The following is an 18,673-nucleotide window of genomic DNA, read 5'->3' as shown; positions in this document are numbered from 1 at the left end:
ATAATAACGTGAACACCTACTTTGTTCATTATGTGTCACCTCAAATTTTCGCTAATTTAACAAGGTTAAAAACCCATTCTTGTTGCCATGAAGTTAAAATAAAGATATTACTTTTGCATACCTTTCCATGACATAAGAGAACATCATGAACTTTCCGGCAAAACTTAAACAGGCCAATCAAATTGGTACTTTCGTTAAAACTCCCCACCCTCATATCATTGAAGTTTTAGCCTTAGCTGAATTAGATTTTGTGATTTTGGATGCAGAACACTCACCGTATGACCGCGCGACATTGGATCTGTGTATCATGACAGCACGGTTATCTGGTCTACCTGCACTTGTGCGTATTCCAGATAGCCAACCTTCTACTATTTTGAATGCACTAGATTGTGGCGCATCCGGTATTCAAGTACCGCATGTTTGCACAGCAGAGCAAGCAGAGAGCATCGTCAAAAATAGCCATTATGGTGAAGGCGGTCGCGGTTATGCGGGCTCTACCCGTGCAGCAAACTATGCAACCAAACCGATGGCTGAGCATTTAGCCATCAGTAAACAAACCACAACGGTAGTAGCACAAATTGAAGATCCGCTAGGGGTTGATAACTGTGATGAAATTGCCGCAGTGGATGGTGTCGATGCCTTGTTTATTGGCCAGGTCGATCTCGCTGTCGCGTATGGTGCAGCTGCTGTCTCTGATGAGATTGTGCGACAAGCCAGCTTGAAAATCATTGCCGCCGCAAAGCGTCATGGTAAACCTGTGGGCATGTTTGTTGCCAACTCAGGTCAAATTTCTGACTGGAAAGAAGCTGGTGTCTCTTTCTTTGGAGTCGGTTCTGAGCATAAAATGATCATTGATGGATTTAAAAGAGAACGCGCCTCGCTGTAGCGAGGCTAATTACAATAATAAGGAGGCCGTTATCAAGGCCAAAGTTACTTCTATTGATGTCGCGAAAATGTTAGGCATCTCGCAATCAACGGTATCGCGCGCATTTAACCCAAAAGCGAGCATTAGCGAAAAAAAACGCCAAATGGTAATGGATGCGGCGAATAAGCTTGGTTATACGCCGAATGCGATTGCCAGAAGCCTTATTTCTAACCGTTCAGGGCTTATTGCGATTGCACTCGATAGTGAAAGCAACCCAATGTATGACCTACAAGCTCGTACTTTGGCAACTGCGATTCAAAAGCGCGGAGGGCAAGTTGTGTTATGCCCTATAGATAAAGACGATCTCGATTTGGCGATCTCGCGTGCAATTGAGTACCAAGTTGACGGCCTTATTATTGCCACCAGCCGTTTAACCAGCCGTTCTATCGCCCAATGTGAAAAGTTTGGCGTCCACCTGAGCCTTATCAATCGCTATATTGAAGGTGTAATGGCAAATAGTGTCGGCCTTGATAACCTTGATACTGGTATTCAAGCAGCAGATTACCTGTCAGCAAAAGGGTTTCAGCAAATGACCTACATTGGTGGTGATGCTGGCTCGATGACCAGCGAAGAGCGCTGGAAGGGCTTTTCTAAACGCCTTAGTGAGCTCGGACTACCCGCGCCTGAATACATTCAGGCGCAGTATAACTTCCAGTCAGGCTTGGATGCTGCTACCAGTATTCTGCAAAAGCCTCATCAACCCCGTGCCATCTTTTGTGCCAACGACATTCTTGCACTGGGTGTTATTGATGGCCTTCGTCAAGCTGGCAAACGTGTTCCCGATGATTACGCCGTCATGGGTGTTGATGACATTCCGATGGCAGAATGGCCCGGCTACAGCTTAACAACCATTCAACAACCATTAGATACGATTACTAAGCTCGCCGTTGATGATCTGCTAGCGAGGATCCAAGGTGATAAAGAAGAAACTGGCGAATATTTAATGCAAAAAGGGACGCTTGTCGAACGTGGCAGTACTTAATGCTGGCAACATCTAGATTACAAACACCAATTTAAAGTCAGCTATTTGCTGGCTTTATTGCTTTTTTCTATGCATAAAAAATCGATTTTCTTCCCTTCCCCTCTTTCAAATATACGCCCTCTCTACATTTTGACTTCGTATGCACTAATATGAAAAGTGCAGAATCTCTGCCTTTTACCTTTTTCACCCGCTTAGCCATAAAAACACAACCAACTGATTTTAAACAAATAAATATACAAACAATACTATCATCACTTTTTCAAACATTAAATCGGTCAAAAACAGCACAATTGTTAAAAATCTGATCGCCCGCACGCATTTAGCACCAAACAAGAACATAGCATTGACAAAATATTCACATTCGCTAATTTGGATACGTAACCAAAAACAATAACAATTCATTAACGCAAGTCTCAACACGTTCAAAAGGAGGTAATGTATGGCAATGGCTGGCTTTGATCAGAAATGGCGTGATTTTCCTGACTACATACTAGGAATTACTAAAGAGATCTGGGAAGACCGTGGACTAAACACCCTTGAACACTACTACTCTCCAGACATCATTGTTCGCTCACCAAGTGCTATCGTCCGTGGTAACGAAGGTGTTATCAGCGCCACAATGGCCACTTTAGCCGAGTTCCCCGACCGCACTTTATTTGGTGAAGACGTTATCTGGAGCGGCACACCGGAACAAGGGATGCTCTCATCTCACCGTATTACCTCAACAGCAACGCATTTGGGTAATGGCGTATACGGCAAACCAACCGGAACCAAATTACGTTACCGTATCATTGCTGATTGCCACGCAATTAATAATCAAATCAATGATGAATGGCTGATCCGTGATCAAGGTGCCATCGCTGCCCAGCTTGGCATGAGCTCAGAAACATTTGCCCGTAATGCTATCGAGCAAGAGGGCGGAATTGAACACAGTGCGTTCCCTTTCACGCCCGAGCAAGATATTACTGGGCCATATCAAGGTGTTGGTAATGACAACGAATGGGGTTCACGCTACGCAGAAGTACTACAACGCTTAATGAATGCTGAGTTCTCAACTGTCGTCAATGACTACGATCGTGCTTGTTTTTCTGAATACCCTGGCGATAGATCTGGCCTTTCCCACGGCGACATTGACCAATTCTGGATGCAACTACGCGCCGCTTTCCCCAATGCCATATTTAAAATTCACCACCGTATTGGCCGTGAAGATCCAATGATGCCACCACGCGCAGCCATTCGCTGGTCACTAACAGGAAAACATGAAGGTTATGGAGCCTTTGGAAAACCAACCAGTGCTGATGTCCATGTGATGGGAATAAGCCATGCTGAATTTGGTCCATGGGGTATCCGTCGTGAATTTACCCTCTACGATGAAACAGCCATTTGGAAACAAATCTTACTGCAACAAGGCTAACTAAAACGATTACCGACTCAGAATATAAGCACCTATTTAGGCTCTAAAGTAAGGATACAAACATGTCACACAACATCGTTGAAGCGTTCTACCAGCAGTTCTTCACATCCTCTAACGATCAGCAAACCTCAGTTGCACACAATGCGTTAAATGCTGATGTGAAGTGGTGCGTTGCACACCCTGTTAATGACCTTAATGGTCCGCAAAGTACCCTTGAGGCGTTCCTACTTCCGCTTCAACAAGCGTTACCGGATGTTGAGCGTCGCCCCTTTATTATTATGGATGGCGAATACGAAGGTCGTACTTGGTTTAACTCAACTGGCTATTTTGTCGGAACGTTTGAACAGCCGCTATTTGGCATTCCTGCGACAGGTAAAACACTGTATTTACGCTACACCGAAATGACCTGTGTAGAAGATGGTAAAATTACCGAGTCTTATATCATCCCTGATTTCATCGATGCCATGAACCAAGCGGGTGTAAACCCTCTACGTAATAGCCTTGGCCATGATGGCTTAGTTTTACCCCCTGCCCCTGCGAATGGTTTCAACCACGGCACTGTCGACATTGAAGCAAGCCAGCTAAGCCAACAGCTGGTTGAAGATATGCTGGGCTGTTTAGGCCGTTTCGATGGCAACGATCTCTTCTCGATGGATTTGGAAAAGTACTGGCACAATGATTTCATGTGGTATGGCCCAGCAGGTATTGGTACCACTCGTGGCATTAAAGGTTTCCGTAACCACCATCAGGCACCATTCGTTTTTGCTTTCCCTGATCGCAGTGTGGACATTGAGCTCAACATTTTGGCTCAAAATGACTACGTATCCACAGGTGGTTGGCCGCATATGCATGGTACGCACACAGGCCAAAGTGGCTGGTTAGGTCTAGCACCAACAGGAAAACACATTGAACTTCGTGTAATGGATATCTGGCGTCGTGACGGTGAACTACTAAAAGAAAACTGGGTTGCAATAGATATCATTCATATCCTGCAGCAACTTGGCCATGACGTCTTTGCGCAGATGAAAGAACAACAAGAGGGACCAGCCTATGCTTGAGTTTGGATTACTTAATTGGAGCATTCTTGGTGGTTACATCGTACTTACCTTGGTACTTGGTGCCGTAATAGGCAGGAAAGTAACGTCTGCCAACCAGTTTGCGTTAGGTGATAAGAATATCCCATGGTGGGCCATCGGTATTTCGGTGGTGAGTACTTATGTTAGTGCAATGTCGTTCTTAGGCGGCCCTGCTTGGTCTTACACCGAGGGGCTCTCTGTTATCGCGATACACTTAAACTACCCTTTGGTGATCTTTTTTGTTGTTTCAGTGTTCATGCCATTCTTTTATAACAATGGCCTCACCTCGATATATGAATACCAAGAGCGCCGATTCGGTAAAGCATCGCGCTTGACCCTCTCGTTTATCTTCTTGATTAAGCAAGCACTTAGCTCTGCTGCGGTGTTGTACGCAACGGCTATGATCTTAGAGTTCATCACTGGCATCGATGTGATTTACTGCATCATGATTGTGACAACCATAGCGCTTGTGTATACCGTAATGGGCGGAATTTCAGCGGTTATTTGGACCGATGTGATTCAAGCTGGGATCTTGTTTGTCGGTGCCTTCATCATCATCGAGGCGGTATGGAATGGTATGCCAGCGCCAATGACTGAAGTGATGGCAAACCTGAAAGCCCAAGGTATGACCGACGCGCTGCAAACCGACATGAACCTAACCCAAGTCACCACCGTTTGGGCCGGCGTTATTGCCATGACCATGTTCCATACCACGGTATATGGCGGTAACCAAATGATGGTTCAGCGCTGTATGGCGGCGAAAAACATGGGTGATGCCAAGAAGTCGATGTTAATGATGGGCTATGTTGCCTTCTTCATCTACTTCCTGTTCATTGTGTTGGGCGTGCTATTCAATGCCTACTATGAAGGGAAGCCGTTTGAAAATGGCAATACCATCATCCTCACTTACGCAACCGAGTATGGTGTACCAGGCCTTATGGGCATTATTGCTGCCGCGATCTTGGCCGCAAGTATGTCGAGCCTCGATTCAGCATTCAACTCGATGGCGACGGTATCAGTCGCTGACTTTTACAAACGCTTCTATAAACCTGAAGAAACAGAAGAGCATTACCTAAAGATGTCGCGCATCTTTACGGTAACGTGGGCGTTGGTCGTGATCATTCCAGCCATCATGTTTGCAACCAGCACAGGCTCGGTTCTGGAAGTCTTGAGTAAAGCCGGTTCGTACTTTGTCGGCGCAAGCTTTTGTATGTTTGTTTTAGGCTTTTACTCAAAACACATTACAGAAAAAGGCTTACTAACCGGTGTTGCTGCAAGCTTTTTGGTGATTTGGTATGTCGCTGTTGCAACTGATGTGGCTTGGCCTTGGTACTGTGTTATTGGTGTCGTGGTCAACGCAGTGGTTGCTTGGGTAACTAGCATGCTACTAACAGGCAAACAAACTGACATGCACTTGTACACGGTTAAAGGCCAGCAAGCTGAATACAAACGCCTTAACAAGCCAACCATGGACAACGGCTGGTACCTAGTGCCGGGTAAAATCGACAAAGCCAGTTACGGTTTATTGGTTATGTTTGTAGTATCACTTGCCTTCCTTTACCTGTTCGATGCGCTGATTGACGACCCGCAAGCCTTAATCATATTTGGTAAAGCGTGTGCTTACGTATTCGGAGGGGCTATCGCACTGTCTTTGTTAGTACTTAACACCTCGACGATATCGGGTAAAAGTTATGTATTTGGTACTGCGGCTAACATGGTGATTATGCTAACACTAATTACTCTATCGAGCTTTACTGGGCTGTGGTTCTTTATTGGCGGAATTGTGATAAGTCTATTAGCTGTGTATGTAACTCACTTGCTGGTTGATACTCCAAATAAACTGGGCGAGCAATCGCCGACGACTTAACAGTACATTTCAAATGAATAAAATAGACGGCTAATTGACAGCCGCTTATAAAAATCCCCAGTTCAAACTAGAAATAGTTAAACACTGGGGATTTTTTACGTTTCATTTCAACGGCAGTAATTAACCGAGCATTTTCACCCAGCTTTTCCCGTGCTGGTGTACCAGGTTCAGTTTACTGGCGAACGACTCTGCAAACGTTACACGTGCCGCTCTATTTTTCTTTTGTGCCGAATGTGCAGCAAACACGATGAAGCTAACAAACGTTCCTGAAATAACCGCAAGTACAGGTTCAAAGAAAAAAGCCGCTACTGTCGCAATCAATAATAAGCTCACGACCCACCCTGTCATGCCACCTAAGCTGAAACTTGAAATACACTCTTTATCCCAATAAAGGTTCTTACTTAAGTTGTAGTAAAACTGCTGGTAGTCATGCTCGCCTGCTTTATCTAATTTCAACAGACTGCGAGCCACCACAACATGATCCCCTACATCGGTATTACTCAGCTGATTACTTCCTGGATTGTAGGCTACCTCATCCCCATCAATAGTTTGTATCACAACATAACCATTTAGGTTTGAACGACGATGGTCCTTACGGCTTAATACTTTTGTTTCAGTTCGCGAGTGACCATATCGATTGGTATAGGTTGTTTTTTGTACATTCTCCGTACGCCAACTATTAATATTAGAAGATAGATCACGGTGGATCACCGTACCCAAAATAACATCAGATACCATATTCCCAGTAAGAGAGCTACCAACCGCAAATTCATGGGTATAGTCAGATTCAACTTGCTCTATAACAGGTGCTATTTGATCGAGTAACTGTGACTTAAGTGACTTTCTTTGAGGAGCCACCAGCCCTTCACCGTGTTTAATAACAATCAAACCGTCGCTCGTGTCGCTTAACTCTCCTTCACAACGTTGAGTATCAATACTCAACGTAGCCGACACTTGCTCGTGCCCACAATGGCAGCAATACTGAGTTTGGTTATCGATTCTAGCTTCACATTTGCCACAAAGACTATCATCAACCGAACGTGGCCGCTTGATTTGAGTCCCCTCTAGTTGATAGATAGTGGTTTCTCTAATCAATGTAAGGTAGCGCCGTATCATCTGATAATATTCATCTTGCTTATCAAACCGCGCTTGGTCTTTTCGCATGCGTAAGTAAGATATTCCTCCCCAAAGCACCGCACCAGCCATCGCATAGGCCTCAACACTAAACAGCATCCTCAAGTGTAATAGCCCATATCCGCCAACGACCAAAATAAACAAACTTATAATGAATGATGTTTTAAGGATATAACCCGTTTCCAAGCCATCAGGCTCATAAGTACGACGAAGCGAAGATTGCTGGCCATCCATTCCATGCTTCACGACAGCGCTAGCAAAGTCATCATTGGTGATGGTGTCTTCCAACCCATTCTGCACCTGATACGTCAGTACTCGAGATGTTGGGCAATAAATAGTAACGATATCCCCTTTATTAAGGCTATCTTCTAATTCAGACTCTGACTGCAAGCTAATTTCACGGGTCGTTTCGCCATTATCTAGCGTTACCCACCAATAGCCATATTCTCGGTTATTCTCTTTATCGACAACAACCCGCTTATATCGCAATGTGTTTTTAACAACCCCAGTAAATACCTCGACCTCTGGTAAGTCATTTTGGATATTCCCGAAATCTGGCACTATATCCTTACAAGCTTTAATCAGCATCGGTGCTTCATGGTAATGCCCACAATCAGGACAATATGAGTCAGAGAGAAAACGTGCAGACTCGCACTTAGAACAATGCATAACGCTCCTTTTTAAATGCAACTTATTTRACTGCAATTGCTTGCTTCTAATTCGGGAGCGAGTCTAGCACTAAAGTTTTATTTATCAACAAATTAGAGTAAATTCAGGATGTTTGGTTATTTTATCAACGCGATATACTTAGGAGGGATGTGATTTGGTGTTCAAATAAAAAGCACAACATTTTCATGCTGTACTTTATAATATTTCAAGAGGGCTTCTGTTCTGCAGGAAATTACCTTTGGTCTATCACCACTCCCCAACTAATAAACGACTTTTAACACCTTTTACCTGCAAGCCCATAGCTTCAAAGACATCATCAAAATTACGGCATTGCGGTGGTAAATTAGGTAATGAAAGTACTGCTTCATCAAAGAACCGGGTTTGTTCTTGCTCAGTTTGCCAAGCAAGATGCCACCAATTAATAATTCGCTCTCTCGATGCATCTAGTCGCTTAGACTTAGGAAGTCGGTCTCTTTTATTTAGGTTCTCTTTCGCAGACGTTGGCATTAAGTTCCAGCGGTCGTTATTCGGCCAATAAGCAAAAGGAAGACAGTGATCAACGTGGTATTGATCACGAAGCTTTGTTCCGCTCCATACACTGTGGATCTCACTGCCACACTGACGCAAAGCCTCTACTTTCTTCCGAACCTCACGGGTATCATGCTCTTTATCAACCCAAATCAAACAATCGTGATAAGTCTGTAAACCGATATTACGCTGCCTATTTGTTTCAAAACGCTGCATTTCTAAAACCCATTGATTGACAACCAGAGGTTCAATCCAACTGCTGTATAGACGTAAACATTCCCATAAACTTTCATCTAAAACAAAAGTGCCAAAGCTTGTGAGAAACTCACAATCGATAAAGAATGAGCTAGAATTTGTTCGACGTTTTGACGGTGGAAGCATTTCAAATAACTTGTTCTCTTTGCTTCCTTGATAAATAAAAGTTACTGGCCCTTGCTTCACTGTTGTTAGCGTATCTTTAATCGTTTTTTGTAATGCCTTGGCATCATCACCTCGATAAAAAGTTCCAATAGCAAGATCATCCGCGGAAAGGTGACTTAATTTATGCCAACCATCCTCTTTTACAAAACCCAAGCCTTTACTGGTATTACTACTCTGCTGAATACCCTTAATTCCACCGATTTCAATATCAATTAGACGTTTAAACTGACGAATCCAGTACAAGGCTACCAACCCCTGGGGTAAAGTAACTTTACCATCACTCCGATCCAACACAGCACCAGGGTGAGCATCAGCAATACGGAGTAGTGTCCGTAACAACGCTAACTTATATGTTGCCGCCTTTGCATCATTGACGATGATGTGACGTACTTTGGTTAAATCGCCAGTACCATCATCAGGCAAATTCAATACAACTGTCTGCCACTGTACGTCATCTCGCCCTAAGGCATCGATATCAATGTCAGTTTTGTTGCAAGTATGGAGCGCATGATCTTTCGCTAGCTGTTCAAGCTCTTCAACCGATACGCCATGTGCACTACGGCCATCATCAAAGCGACCATGTCGCAAAGAAATCACTAATTTCCCGTTCGGTGATAACAAATTGGCAAGTTTACGGAAGGCTCGTTTACGTTCAGAAGGGGCAATATGCATCCACACGGCAGACACAAGAATAAGATCAAAACGGATGCCAAGGCTAAGCACTTTCTTCAACTCAGGAAGCGTGTCATCAAGCCAAGTGGCATTTGGAGCGTAGTTTTTACCTATTTCACGTAAGGCTACTGCTGGCTCAATCGCATAAACCTCGCAACCTTGGTCAGTAAACCATTTTGCATCACGCCCAGCCCCCGCACCGACATCAAGTACTTGGCAAGATTGATCACCAACATTTACAGAAGGCCAGTAAGGTTTCCAACAAGAATGAACAGCTTCAAAAGAAATAGAAAGATAGCTATCAGCCAACCGCTGTACATTATCATTATAAAATTGAATATTTTGGCTCATAGCATAGCGTTTCATCATTGTATGGATAAGCCACATTATACGACAAAAATTCAGTGTTATGCTCAGTAACTAGCTGTACTTATTGTTATAAATTCATAACCTAAATGGCTATACCACTCATTTAGGTGACTAAGCCGCCCCCAATAACTCATTGGTACAGCAATCACAAATCATGTCTTGGTCGAGGTAGCCGACAGGCCTAACTTCGCGGCACTCTGAGCAGAACTTAAAATAGGTAGGATCACTTAATAGGACAATCAGTTCATGAATAGCGTCGATAACATGCTCAGCTTTAAATGTTGCGACCGTATGCCAGCTATGCACAGGTTTGTTGTACTCATCGTAACTAACGGTACATACCCTTAGCTTAATAGGCTTGAAGCCCTGATCGCGGCATGGTTTCTGATTGTTGGGGTTAGTATTTGCACCAAAAAAATCTATTGGCATGATTGAGCTCATGCGAACAAATGGGAACTGACAATGCAAATCATCGACGGCTAGATAACGCTCTCTATCGACGTCATTGCTGATCAACAAGCTTTCGATATACACCATCACACCTTGGCTTAAATGCGAATCGAGGCACACAGTGCCTTGAGATAGAGCAATAAATGCTTGTTCTAGCTGATTGTTATTCATCACCACTGGTATGCTCCTGCCCATTATCCTGCTCGCCCTACAACCTTCGCATACAAACTTTATTTATGTATCGAAGTATTAATAGAAGCTATATTTTGCATATCTGACGCAAAATTTCACTAGTAAAATTTTATCTTCCCGACCCACTCGACAGTCCATTTCTGTTTTTTTTGCCCTAAACCGCCTTTTTGTAAACTTGGTTCTACACCACGAAGAACTAAAATCATAAAGAAAAGTTAATGTACTCAAAAACAGTAGGTGAATACTATCTACTCTTTTTGATTACGTAAATCTGTTAATTTAATCAGCACTGTATAAATACACAAAGTAATTACAATGCTTTTAAGATTTCATATAGAAGCAATCATCACGTTCAATTACGTGTTAATCTAGGTCACTTTGCGACACGTTCATGACTTTTGGCTGATATTGACGGCATATAAGGCGAAGTTGTTGATTTGGCACTAGCGTTAAATCACTTACTCACATCAATATAATCATGTGTTTATCCACTATTTATTAGATACGCCTATAACCGATTTTCTTGCATCTACTGATTTTCGGTATATATTAGTACGCATTAGATATACTGGATAAATAACCATGACTCTACACCACGACGATCATGTTCCTGCCTTAACAGCAGGGATAAAACAAAAATTAGATGCCATTGGCTCTGCACAGAAAGAGCGTTTGGCCTTTATCGACTTTGCCTTGTACTTTCTGGGGGAGTTAACACGGAAAGACTTAATTGATCGGTTCGCTGTTGGTCATGCAGCTACCACACGTGATTTTGCGCTGTATAAAGAGCTAATGCCTGAGAACTTGAAGTTAGATATGCGCTCAAAAAAATACTTCAAGCAGCCTGACTTCACACCATTATTTCTTCTTGATATGAAGAAAACATTGGCCACGATTTCACTCGGCTATGGTGATGGTTTTTCTGGGCTTCAAAACTTCCCGATTAACTGCGAGTCACCTGATTCGTTAACCGTGCCAAAAACACCAATCATGGCAGTGTTCTGTGAAGCAATTTACCGCAATAAATTGATTGAGGTTGACTACATTTCCACCTCAAGTGGTAAAGGTAAGCGTATTATTGCGCCACACAGCCTGGTTGATTCTGGAAACCGCTGGCATATACGTTCATATGACCGCAAAAATGACCAGTTCATGGATGTCGTCTGCAATCGAGTGACTGACGCAAAAATCATTGAAGATGCAACACCGGAAGATCACGAGCAATTAGAATCAGATCGTCAATGGCAAAAGTATATTGAGCTTGAGTTAATCCCCCACCCCAAGCTCGATAATCCTGAAGCAATAGAACTCGATTATGAAATGAAAAATGGCGTGATTATGATTGAAGTGCGGGCAGCGCTTGCAGGTTATTTATTACGGAAATGGGAAGTGGATTGCAGCAGTGATGGCTGCCTTAATGAATATGTCGGCTATCAGCTCGCATTAGCAAACCCGCAAGCACTATATCAAGTAACCAGTGCCTTGCTTGCTCCTGGCTATAAGGCCGACAGCGTCTAAAACGCACCAGACTCTTTATATGCTTTAGCTCGTTCTAATCAGCCGCTCACCGCCATTGAGCGGCTTTTTATTGTCTTATGTACTTAAGTGGCTTCTTTCACTTACAAAAGTTACAAAAGCACTAGATAGTTACATAAACAGATGACTCAATTTTCCCCTGTACACATGTTGTTAGACTACGCCCAAACCACAACAACATATAAAACAGGTGAATCATGTTTTCCAATAACACCATGACCCAAAACGACAAGCGTATGATGAATATCATTTTCGCCCTGTCTGCAGCGGTGATCCTACTGGCGATGATACAGAACACAATGCCGTCGGGTATTATCGGTGCGATCGGCGTTATGGCGGTCGTTGGCTATATCTTAAATGTAGCTGGGAACAAAACCCCTATCGTCAACCAGTTCTTCGGCGGCGGTGCCATTGTCATTATTTTTGGTTCTTCATACATTTTCCACAGTGGCTTGATCCCACATGAAACTGCCGACACGATAACCACATTCGTTAAAGATGGCGGGTTTCTTTCTTTCTTCATCGCAAGCCTTGTAACAGGCTCTATTTTGGGCATGGATACCACGTTGCTCAAAAAAGCGGCCCTTAAATATATTCCTGTTATTCTTGGTGGTGCCGCTTGTGCGTTTTTATTCGCCGGTATTGTTGGCGCAGCACTAGGCAACGGATTTATGGATTCTGTCATGCTTATCGCACTACCTATCATGGGTGGTGGCATGGGTGCAGGCGCAGTACCTTTGGTTGAAATCATGTCTGGTAACACGGGTATGTCGACAGAAGTACTACTCTCGAAAATGGTGCCAGCACTTGCTATCGGTAACGCCATTGCCATTGTGATGGCTGGTTTGCTCGATAAAGTAGGTAAATTCTTCCCATCACTTACAGGTAATGGCCAGCTAATGCGTGGCAAATCTGAAGAGAGTGTCGAAGAAAAAGAAGAGCAGCCTATCTCAATTAATGTGCTGGGCATCGGTGCATTACTTGCTATCACTATGTATTTTGTTGGCTCAATGCTTAGCAGCCTGATCAGCATGCATACCTACGCGTTAATGATCATATTTGTCGCATTAGTAAAAGTAGCAGGCTTTATGCCACGCGATCTAGAACGTGCAGCCCACGGCTGGTACAAATTTGTGGTTGATAACCTAACACCAGCACTGCTTGTGGGCATTGGTGTGGCTTATACCGACCTTAACCAAATCATCGACTCACTAAGCCTTGTTTACTTTCTTATGGTATTTGCCACGGTTCTAGGTGCAGTTGTAGGTACAGCTGTTATTGGTCGTTTAATGGGCTTCAACCCTATCGAAGCTTCTATCACCGCAGGTTTATGTATGGCTAATATGGGTGGTACTGGTGACGTAGCAGTGCTAGCAGCAAGTAAGCGTATGGAGCTAATGCCTTTTGCTCAAATTTCATCTCGTATCGGTGGCGCCTTTATGCTGATTCTGGCAACCATGATCATCGAGTTGCTGAAATAGCGAGATAAGTTAGTAATTTGCTTCTCCCTTCCAATGCCGGGCAGTCATTAGACTATCCGGCATTATTTATTCAACCCTCGCTTTTTCCGTTATAATCCGCACGTGCTTACTCATATTATTAATACAATGAAATTAAAGAGCTACTTAGCCCTAACTACCCTTGCAACCACCTCTTCCATTGTCGTGGTTGTTACTACGGCGATATTCTACTTACTTCAAAATGCCCATATTAATGGCATTGAAGAACGCGGCTTAGAGCTTGCACGTGTATTGGCCCATGATCCTGTCGTTATCCAAGCTGTTGAAGCTAAAAACCAACAGCAGCCTTTTGAATTACAGAGCTATATCGAAGATATTCGCAGCAAAACCGATGCTTCCTTCATTGTGGTTACCGACCAACAAGCCATGCGTCTGACCCACCCTAATGTTGAAAAGATAGGTCTGCACTTTAATGGTGATGATATTTACCCCTCTTTGCTGCAAGGTGTCGACCACACCAGTGTGGCTTCCGGTACGTTAGGTAAAGCCATTCGTAACTTTTCTCCTATCATCAACAACGGCAAAGTGATTGGCGCGGTTAACATAGGTTATATGTACGATCGTAGTATTAATGTCTTGCTCGAGCAGTTTGGCAAGGTTGGTGGGCTTATTGTATTGGTTTACTTAATTGGCGTGACGATTACTGGCGCTTTTGTGTTCAAAATGAAACGGACCTTCCTCGATTATGAGCCGGAAGTGATTGTTCACAAGTTTCGTGAGCATGAGATGATCCTCAACAGTATCCGAGATGCCATTATCGCGGTTGATAACAACATGCTGATTACTACCGTTAATCAAAGTGCCAGCAAAATGCTGTCGATGGGCATATTCGGGTGTAATGATTACATTCAGCAACCCTTATCTACCTACTCAGCGTCAATAAGTCATTTGGTGTTAAGCAGCAAAGGCAAATTTCATCAGGGCGACTTCAATATTGGAAAACACAGCTATCGTGCCGATATATACCCAATAAAAAGCGCCAAAGGTATAAAAGGACACGTTGTTGTCTTTTTTGCCAACCTAGACCAAAGCGATCTAGAGCGGGAAGTTATTTACCTTAAAAATTATGCTGAGTTATTACGTAGCAAAACCCACGAGTATTCAAATAAACTCAATGTTCTGTCAGGCATGCTACAAATTGGAAAGCATGATGAAGCGGTTGATTTTATTCAGCAAGAAACCGACAACTATCAATCCATCATCCGCAGTATTGTTACATCGGTTAACGATAGTGCCATTGCCGGATTATTGATGGCGAAATTCAATAAGGCGTCAGATCTCGGTGTTAAGTTTACGATTGACGCCGATACCACTTTATCCAGTTACCAGAAAACCAATTCTGAAAAGTTTGTCACTATTCTCGGTAATTTGATTGATAATGCGCTACTAGCAGCATGGCAAAACCGTTTACAGGTGACGCCAGAAATTCAGCTTTACCTCAGCGATCGTAGCCAACACATTATTATGGAAATACAAGATACGGGCGTTGGTGTACCAGCAGAGCTCAGCAACTCAATTTTAGAGTTTGGGATCAGCAGTAAATCTGATGAACAACAAAACGGTGTCGGGTTATACTTGGTCAACCAGCTCGTTGATTATTTTCACGGAAGCCTCGATTGGGAGCGAACTGAAGATAACACGACCCTCTTTAGTATCTATTTAGATAAAGATGCCACGCAGCTTTTATAACCAACACACGATGACGAACATATTATGACAAAAACAACCGTCATGTTGATTGAAGACGATATTCGCGCAAGCTATACCCTTGAGTCGACCATTAACCAGCACCCTAATTTTACTGTTGTTGCTGTTAGCGAAAACTGCGCAGAGGCTGTAATGCAGTTTGATGCCTTCAAACCAGACCTGGTCTTTGTTGATATTACCCTGCCCGATGGTAATGGGCTTGATGTGATCCGACAGTTACGAGAACAAAACACTAACTGTAACTTCATTATGACGACAGCCGAACGAGAAACTGCCACGGTTGAAAAAGCCGTGCAACTCGGTGTGATGGATTATCTGGTTAAGCCGATTAGGATGTCGCGAGTTAATCAGGCCATGGATGATTACTTGTTATACCGAAACAAGCTTTCCGGTACTGCAACCGTTGATCAAAACGATATTGATCAATTGTTTCGTAAATCACCTGCTGCGCCCATTCGTCAAACACCGAAAGGGATTGACGCAACAACCTTGACCAATCTCAAACAGATTTTGCATACAGAGCAGCTTCATGATTTCTCGGCCGATGAGATCGGGAAAAAAATGAGTGTCAGCCGGATCACGGCGCGCCGCTATCTGGAATTCCTTGAAACAGAAGGGATGATAAAGCTGGTACTGAACTACAAAACAGGGGGAAGACCGCAAAGGCTATATCAAATTATCAGCCTTGTTAAATAAGCAGGTACACCTTAAAACAGTTCAGCCTTAAGGCAAGCAAGTTTCATGATAAAGCGCTATCGCGATACGTCAGTAAAGAGATGTAACTGATGCGCTTTCCGCACGGCTATTTATATCGACAAAGATAGATAATTCCCATCACTTAGGAATATTGAAGTTCCGCTCACCTTCACAGGTAAAAGTGTAATAATTACTTCGCTCATGAAATGCAGAGAAGCCTTTTCCTTTACAGTATGCGCCGTTCAATTCGTGCATATACGCGAGTGAGTTTTGATCTTTTACCAAAAAATAGCTCTCGTTCTCGCACAAGATACGAATTTTTCCGTCATCCCCTTCCGAGTATGATTGCACTTTCGAACCGCACAAGGTAAAGCTCGCTTCAGTATAATCATCGGCTCGCTCATCAACCGACTTTGAACACCCTGCAATAACAGTTAACCCTACTAGCATTAAGCATCTTGTAATCATCGACTTCCTCCGCGCTTGAACACTCTGTCATTACAAAAGTGTAGCGCGGTTCACGACAATAATAAGAAAGTACCACTAATTTCTGATTGAATTAGCCATTGAATTGTCTTTTTTTTCCCTTTTTCTCATCTATGCGTCGGCGATGCCAAATAGAATAATGACGTAACCCTGCTGGGCCATGGGCAATAACCACAGACATTAACAGCACCGTGATAAACAACGCGGGTTTATGCTGTGGAATAAAGAAGAAACTGGAAATCAAACCGAGCTTAACCATGGTTAACACGCCTTTTAACTGTATTAACCAAAGTCTCGACTGCTTTATTTCAAGCGTAGTCATGATCACACCCGTAACCATTGCCAATACCCACCAATGCAGCCATAACTCACGCTCTACCCCATATAAAATACCACCAGCACTGCCAGCAATACCTAAAATATGTAGCGCTCGCACTGCTGTTTTACTTAAACGCTGGATCCAAAATCGGGTTTCAGACATGCCAAATTGCTCTTTCTCATTCGGACGATTATCCGCACGCTTTTCTGTTTTACGGGTGCTGGTTGTAGCATGGGAATTGCCAGAGGAGTTAGCTGCCACATGAGGCTGGTTGGAATCAGATGTTGTTTTTTTCATGGTTGCGTCTGGGTATTCTTGGAATGTGCCAAGAATACCCTTTCTACGCACCCGTGTAATTAGAAAGCCGTTCTGGTTAGTACTTTTTATCGGCCTAACCAGAACAGCTATTCATTAACCCATTAATTCTTTGCCAAATCTCTTAGAAACAGGGCAATTTGTGGGTAGGTAATTAATAAGCCAACAACCGTAAGTAAAATGACAACAAACGGTAACAGCCCTTTAACGACTTCAATATACGGCCGTTTGAATACCGCAACGGCGGTAAAGATATTACACCCAAAAGGTGGGGTTACCGCTCCAATGGCAACTTGCAACGTAATGAGTATACCGACCAATACTTTATCTAGTTCTAAACGCTCTATCTCTGGTAAAAAGATCGGTACTAAAATTAAGATCACGACAATCGAGTCAACAAACATACAAGCGACAAAGAACGCGATGGATATCGCCATTAATAGCTGAAATTCATTGGCTTGATCAAGCCCTAACCCCGCCATTATTGTTTGAGGTATTTGCGCAAAGGATATCACCCAAGAAAATGCACTACCCGCGGCAACCAGAATAAATACCACTGCGGTAATTAAGCCCGTTGATTTCGCGACTTCAAGAATTTCTTTTTTACCGACAGCTTTAAATACGACAACTTCTAAAATGAGTGCATACAGTACACACGTCGATGCTGCTTCTGTAGGGCTAAATATACCGCCATAAATCCCACATACAATGATGAGCGGGAACCCCAACGGCCATAGAGCAGCTTTGGTTACTTGCCACTTTTCACTCCATGTGGCTTTTTCGAGTGTAGGCACATCATTTTTGACCGCAAAAAATATCGAATAAAGCGAAAATAGTACAAGTATTAATAGCCCCGGAACAATGCCGGAAATAAATAATTCAGATATCGACGTTTGTGAAATACCGCCATAAATAATCATGCCGATGCTCGGTGGAATAAGTAGTGCGATACTGCTTGAAGATATAATTAATGAAAGTGAAAACGAATCTTTATAACCATTACTCATTAGTTTTGGTCGCAATGGAGAACCAACGGCCACGACCGTAGCCTGCGTTGAACCAGAAACAGCACCAAACAACGTACAAGCTGTGGCGGTACTAACCGCTAAACCACCTTTATAGTGCCCGATGTAGACCATCACCATGTCTATCAACCTTTCTGCCGACCGCCCTTTCGACATAATATCGGCAGCTAAGATAAACATGGGGATGGCAATCAATGACGCAGGTTTTATACCGGCCAGCATCTGCTGAATCATAAAGTGTGAATTACTAAAGCCTAAAAATTGAAAATAAAAACCAATCAACGTGGCTGCCATCAGGGTAATCATCATTGGAAAGCCCAGTAGCAGTAACACTATCATGGTAATTAGCATTGTTGTTGTCATATCCACGA

General features: G+C 43.3%; 14 protein-coding genes and 1 pseudogene. 9 read left to right on the top strand and 6 right to left on the bottom strand.

Going from position 1 to position 18,673, the window contains the following annotated elements; genetic code table 11:
- The first annotated feature begins 142 nt into the window (after positions 1-142).
- The 5 genes and pseudogenes from L4D09_RS21475 to L4D09_RS21455 all read left to right on the top strand — a co-directional run.
- The gene (locus tag L4D09_RS21475) at positions 143-886 is read left to right on the top strand and encodes an HpcH/HpaI aldolase family protein (protein WP_428459574.1); all 744 of its coding nucleotides are present in this window, start codon (positions 143-145) and stop codon (positions 884-886) included.
- A 67-nt stretch (positions 887-953) separates the two neighbouring features.
- The gene (locus tag L4D09_RS21470) at positions 954-1,907 is read left to right on the top strand and encodes a LacI family DNA-binding transcriptional regulator (RefSeq protein ID WP_428459573.1); all 954 of its coding nucleotides are present in this window, start codon (positions 954-956) and stop codon (positions 1,905-1,907) included.
- 439 nt (positions 1,908-2,346) lie between these two features.
- Positions 2,347-3,321 (top strand): nuclear transport factor 2 family protein, encoded by a 975-nt coding sequence (locus L4D09_RS21465; protein ID WP_428459570.1) that lies wholly within the window; start codon positions 2,347-2,349, stop codon positions 3,319-3,321.
- 62 nt (positions 3,322-3,383) lie between these two features.
- On the top strand, positions 3,384-4,379 hold the full coding sequence (locus tag L4D09_RS21460) for a nuclear transport factor 2 family protein (protein ID WP_428459569.1): 996 nt from the start codon (positions 3,384-3,386) through the stop codon (positions 4,377-4,379).
- Positions 4,372-5,956 (top strand): annotated as a pseudogene (locus L4D09_RS21455) (sodium:solute symporter family transporter); the annotation flags it as partial. The gene L4D09_RS21460 and the pseudogene L4D09_RS21455, both read left to right, overlap by 8 nt.
- Before the next feature lie 428 nt (positions 5,957-6,384).
- On the opposite strand, the gene L4D09_RS21450 reads toward L4D09_RS21455, so the two are convergent.
- The 3 genes from L4D09_RS21450 to L4D09_RS21440 form a co-directional block, all read right to left on the bottom strand.
- Positions 6,385-8,067 (bottom strand): hypothetical protein, encoded by a 1,683-nt coding sequence (locus L4D09_RS21450; protein WP_428459568.1) that lies wholly within the window; start codon positions 8,065-8,067, stop codon positions 6,385-6,387.
- Between the two features lie 246 nt (positions 8,068-8,313).
- A complete protein-coding gene (locus tag L4D09_RS21445; RefSeq protein ID WP_428459567.1) occupies positions 8,314-10,038 on the bottom strand; it encodes a class I SAM-dependent methyltransferase in 1,725 nt (574 codons plus the stop codon).
- Positions 10,039-10,167: 129 nt separating this feature from the next.
- On the bottom strand, positions 10,168-10,683 hold the full coding sequence (locus tag L4D09_RS21440) for a hypothetical protein (RefSeq protein WP_428459566.1): 516 nt from the start codon (positions 10,681-10,683) through the stop codon (positions 10,168-10,170).
- 597 nt (positions 10,684-11,280) lie between these two features.
- Between L4D09_RS21440 and L4D09_RS21435 the strand changes: the two genes are divergently transcribed.
- From L4D09_RS21435 to L4D09_RS21420, 4 genes are all read left to right on the top strand, one after another.
- Positions 11,281-12,216 (top strand): WYL domain-containing protein, encoded by a 936-nt coding sequence (locus L4D09_RS21435; RefSeq protein WP_428459565.1) that lies wholly within the window; start codon positions 11,281-11,283, stop codon positions 12,214-12,216.
- 215 nt (positions 12,217-12,431) lie between these two features.
- Positions 12,432-13,715 carry a 2-hydroxycarboxylate transporter family protein gene (locus L4D09_RS21430; RefSeq protein ID WP_428459564.1) on the top strand — a complete coding sequence of 428 codons (1,284 nt, stop codon included), beginning with the start codon at positions 12,432-12,434 and terminating at the stop codon, positions 13,713-13,715.
- Positions 13,716-13,841: 126 nt separating this feature from the next.
- Positions 13,842-15,443: an ATP-binding protein gene (locus L4D09_RS21425; RefSeq protein WP_428459563.1), complete on the top strand. Its 1,602-nt coding sequence runs from the start codon at positions 13,842-13,844 to the stop codon at positions 15,441-15,443.
- A 24-nt stretch (positions 15,444-15,467) separates the two neighbouring features.
- Positions 15,468-16,157, top strand: a complete 690-nt coding sequence (locus L4D09_RS21420) for a response regulator (RefSeq protein WP_428459562.1) — start codon at positions 15,468-15,470, stop codon at positions 16,155-16,157.
- A gap of 138 nt (positions 16,158-16,295) precedes the next feature.
- On the opposite strand, the gene L4D09_RS21415 is transcribed toward L4D09_RS21420, so the two are convergent.
- The 3 genes from L4D09_RS21415 to L4D09_RS21405 all read right to left on the bottom strand — a co-directional run bounded on the left by L4D09_RS21415 (position 16,296) and on the right by L4D09_RS21405 (position 18,665).
- Positions 16,296-16,625, bottom strand: a complete 330-nt coding sequence (locus L4D09_RS21415; protein WP_428459561.1) for a hypothetical protein — start codon at positions 16,623-16,625, stop codon at positions 16,296-16,298.
- A gap of 91 nt (positions 16,626-16,716) precedes the next feature.
- Complete coding sequence (locus L4D09_RS21410) at positions 16,717-17,259, bottom strand: hypothetical protein (protein WP_428459560.1); 543 nt, start codon at positions 17,257-17,259, stop codon at positions 16,717-16,719.
- Positions 17,260-17,381: 122 nt separating this feature from the next.
- Positions 17,382-18,665: a TRAP transporter large permease gene (locus L4D09_RS21405; RefSeq protein ID WP_428459572.1), complete on the bottom strand. Its 1,284-nt coding sequence runs from the start codon at positions 18,663-18,665 to the stop codon at positions 17,382-17,384.
- Positions 18,666-18,673: the final 8 nt, after the last annotated feature.

The sequence above is a fragment of the Photobacterium makurazakiensis genome (assembly GCF_050336715.1).
Lineage (GTDB): Bacteria > Pseudomonadota > Gammaproteobacteria > Enterobacterales > Vibrionaceae > Photobacterium > Photobacterium makurazakiensis.
The sequence above is the reverse complement of the archived record's forward strand: the minus strand, read 5'-3'. Positions and strand labels throughout refer to the sequence as shown.

What these genes read in the sequence shown, in the direction of transcription:
- L4D09_RS21420 (WP_428459562.1), top strand. Translation starts at nt 15,468, where the DNA reads ATGACAAAAACAACCGTCATGTTGATTGAAGACGATATTCGCGCAAGC.
- L4D09_RS21460 (WP_428459569.1), top strand. Translation starts at nt 3,384, where the DNA reads ATGTCACACAACATCGTTGAAGCGTTCTACCAGCAGTTCTTCACATCC.
- L4D09_RS21450 (WP_428459568.1), bottom strand. Translation starts at nt 8,067, where the DNA reads ATGCATTGTTCTAAGTGCGAGTCTGCACGTTTTCTCTCTGACTCATAT.
- L4D09_RS21470 (WP_428459573.1), top strand. Translation starts at nt 954, where the DNA reads ATGTTAGGCATCTCGCAATCAACGGTATCGCGCGCATTTAACCCAAAA.
- L4D09_RS21405 (WP_428459572.1), bottom strand. Translation starts at nt 18,665, where the DNA reads ATGACAACAACAATGCTAATTACCATGATAGTGTTACTGCTACTGGGC.
- L4D09_RS21415 (WP_428459561.1), bottom strand. Translation starts at nt 16,625, where the DNA reads ATGATTACAAGATGCTTAATGCTAGTAGGGTTAACTGTTATTGCAGGG.
- L4D09_RS21445 (WP_428459567.1), bottom strand. Translation starts at nt 10,038, where the DNA reads ATGAGCCAAAATATTCAATTTTATAATGATAATGTACAGCGGTTGGCT.
- L4D09_RS21465 (WP_428459570.1), top strand. Translation starts at nt 2,347, where the DNA reads ATGGCAATGGCTGGCTTTGATCAGAAATGGCGTGATTTTCCTGACTAC.
- L4D09_RS21425 (WP_428459563.1), top strand. Translation starts at nt 13,842, where the DNA reads ATGAAATTAAAGAGCTACTTAGCCCTAACTACCCTTGCAACCACCTCT.
- L4D09_RS21435 (WP_428459565.1), top strand. Translation starts at nt 11,281, where the DNA reads ATGACTCTACACCACGACGATCATGTTCCTGCCTTAACAGCAGGGATA.
- L4D09_RS21430 (WP_428459564.1), top strand. Translation starts at nt 12,432, where the DNA reads ATGTTTTCCAATAACACCATGACCCAAAACGACAAGCGTATGATGAAT.
- L4D09_RS21410 (WP_428459560.1), bottom strand. Translation starts at nt 17,259, where the DNA reads ATGAAAAAAACAACATCTGATTCCAACCAGCCTCATGTGGCAGCTAAC.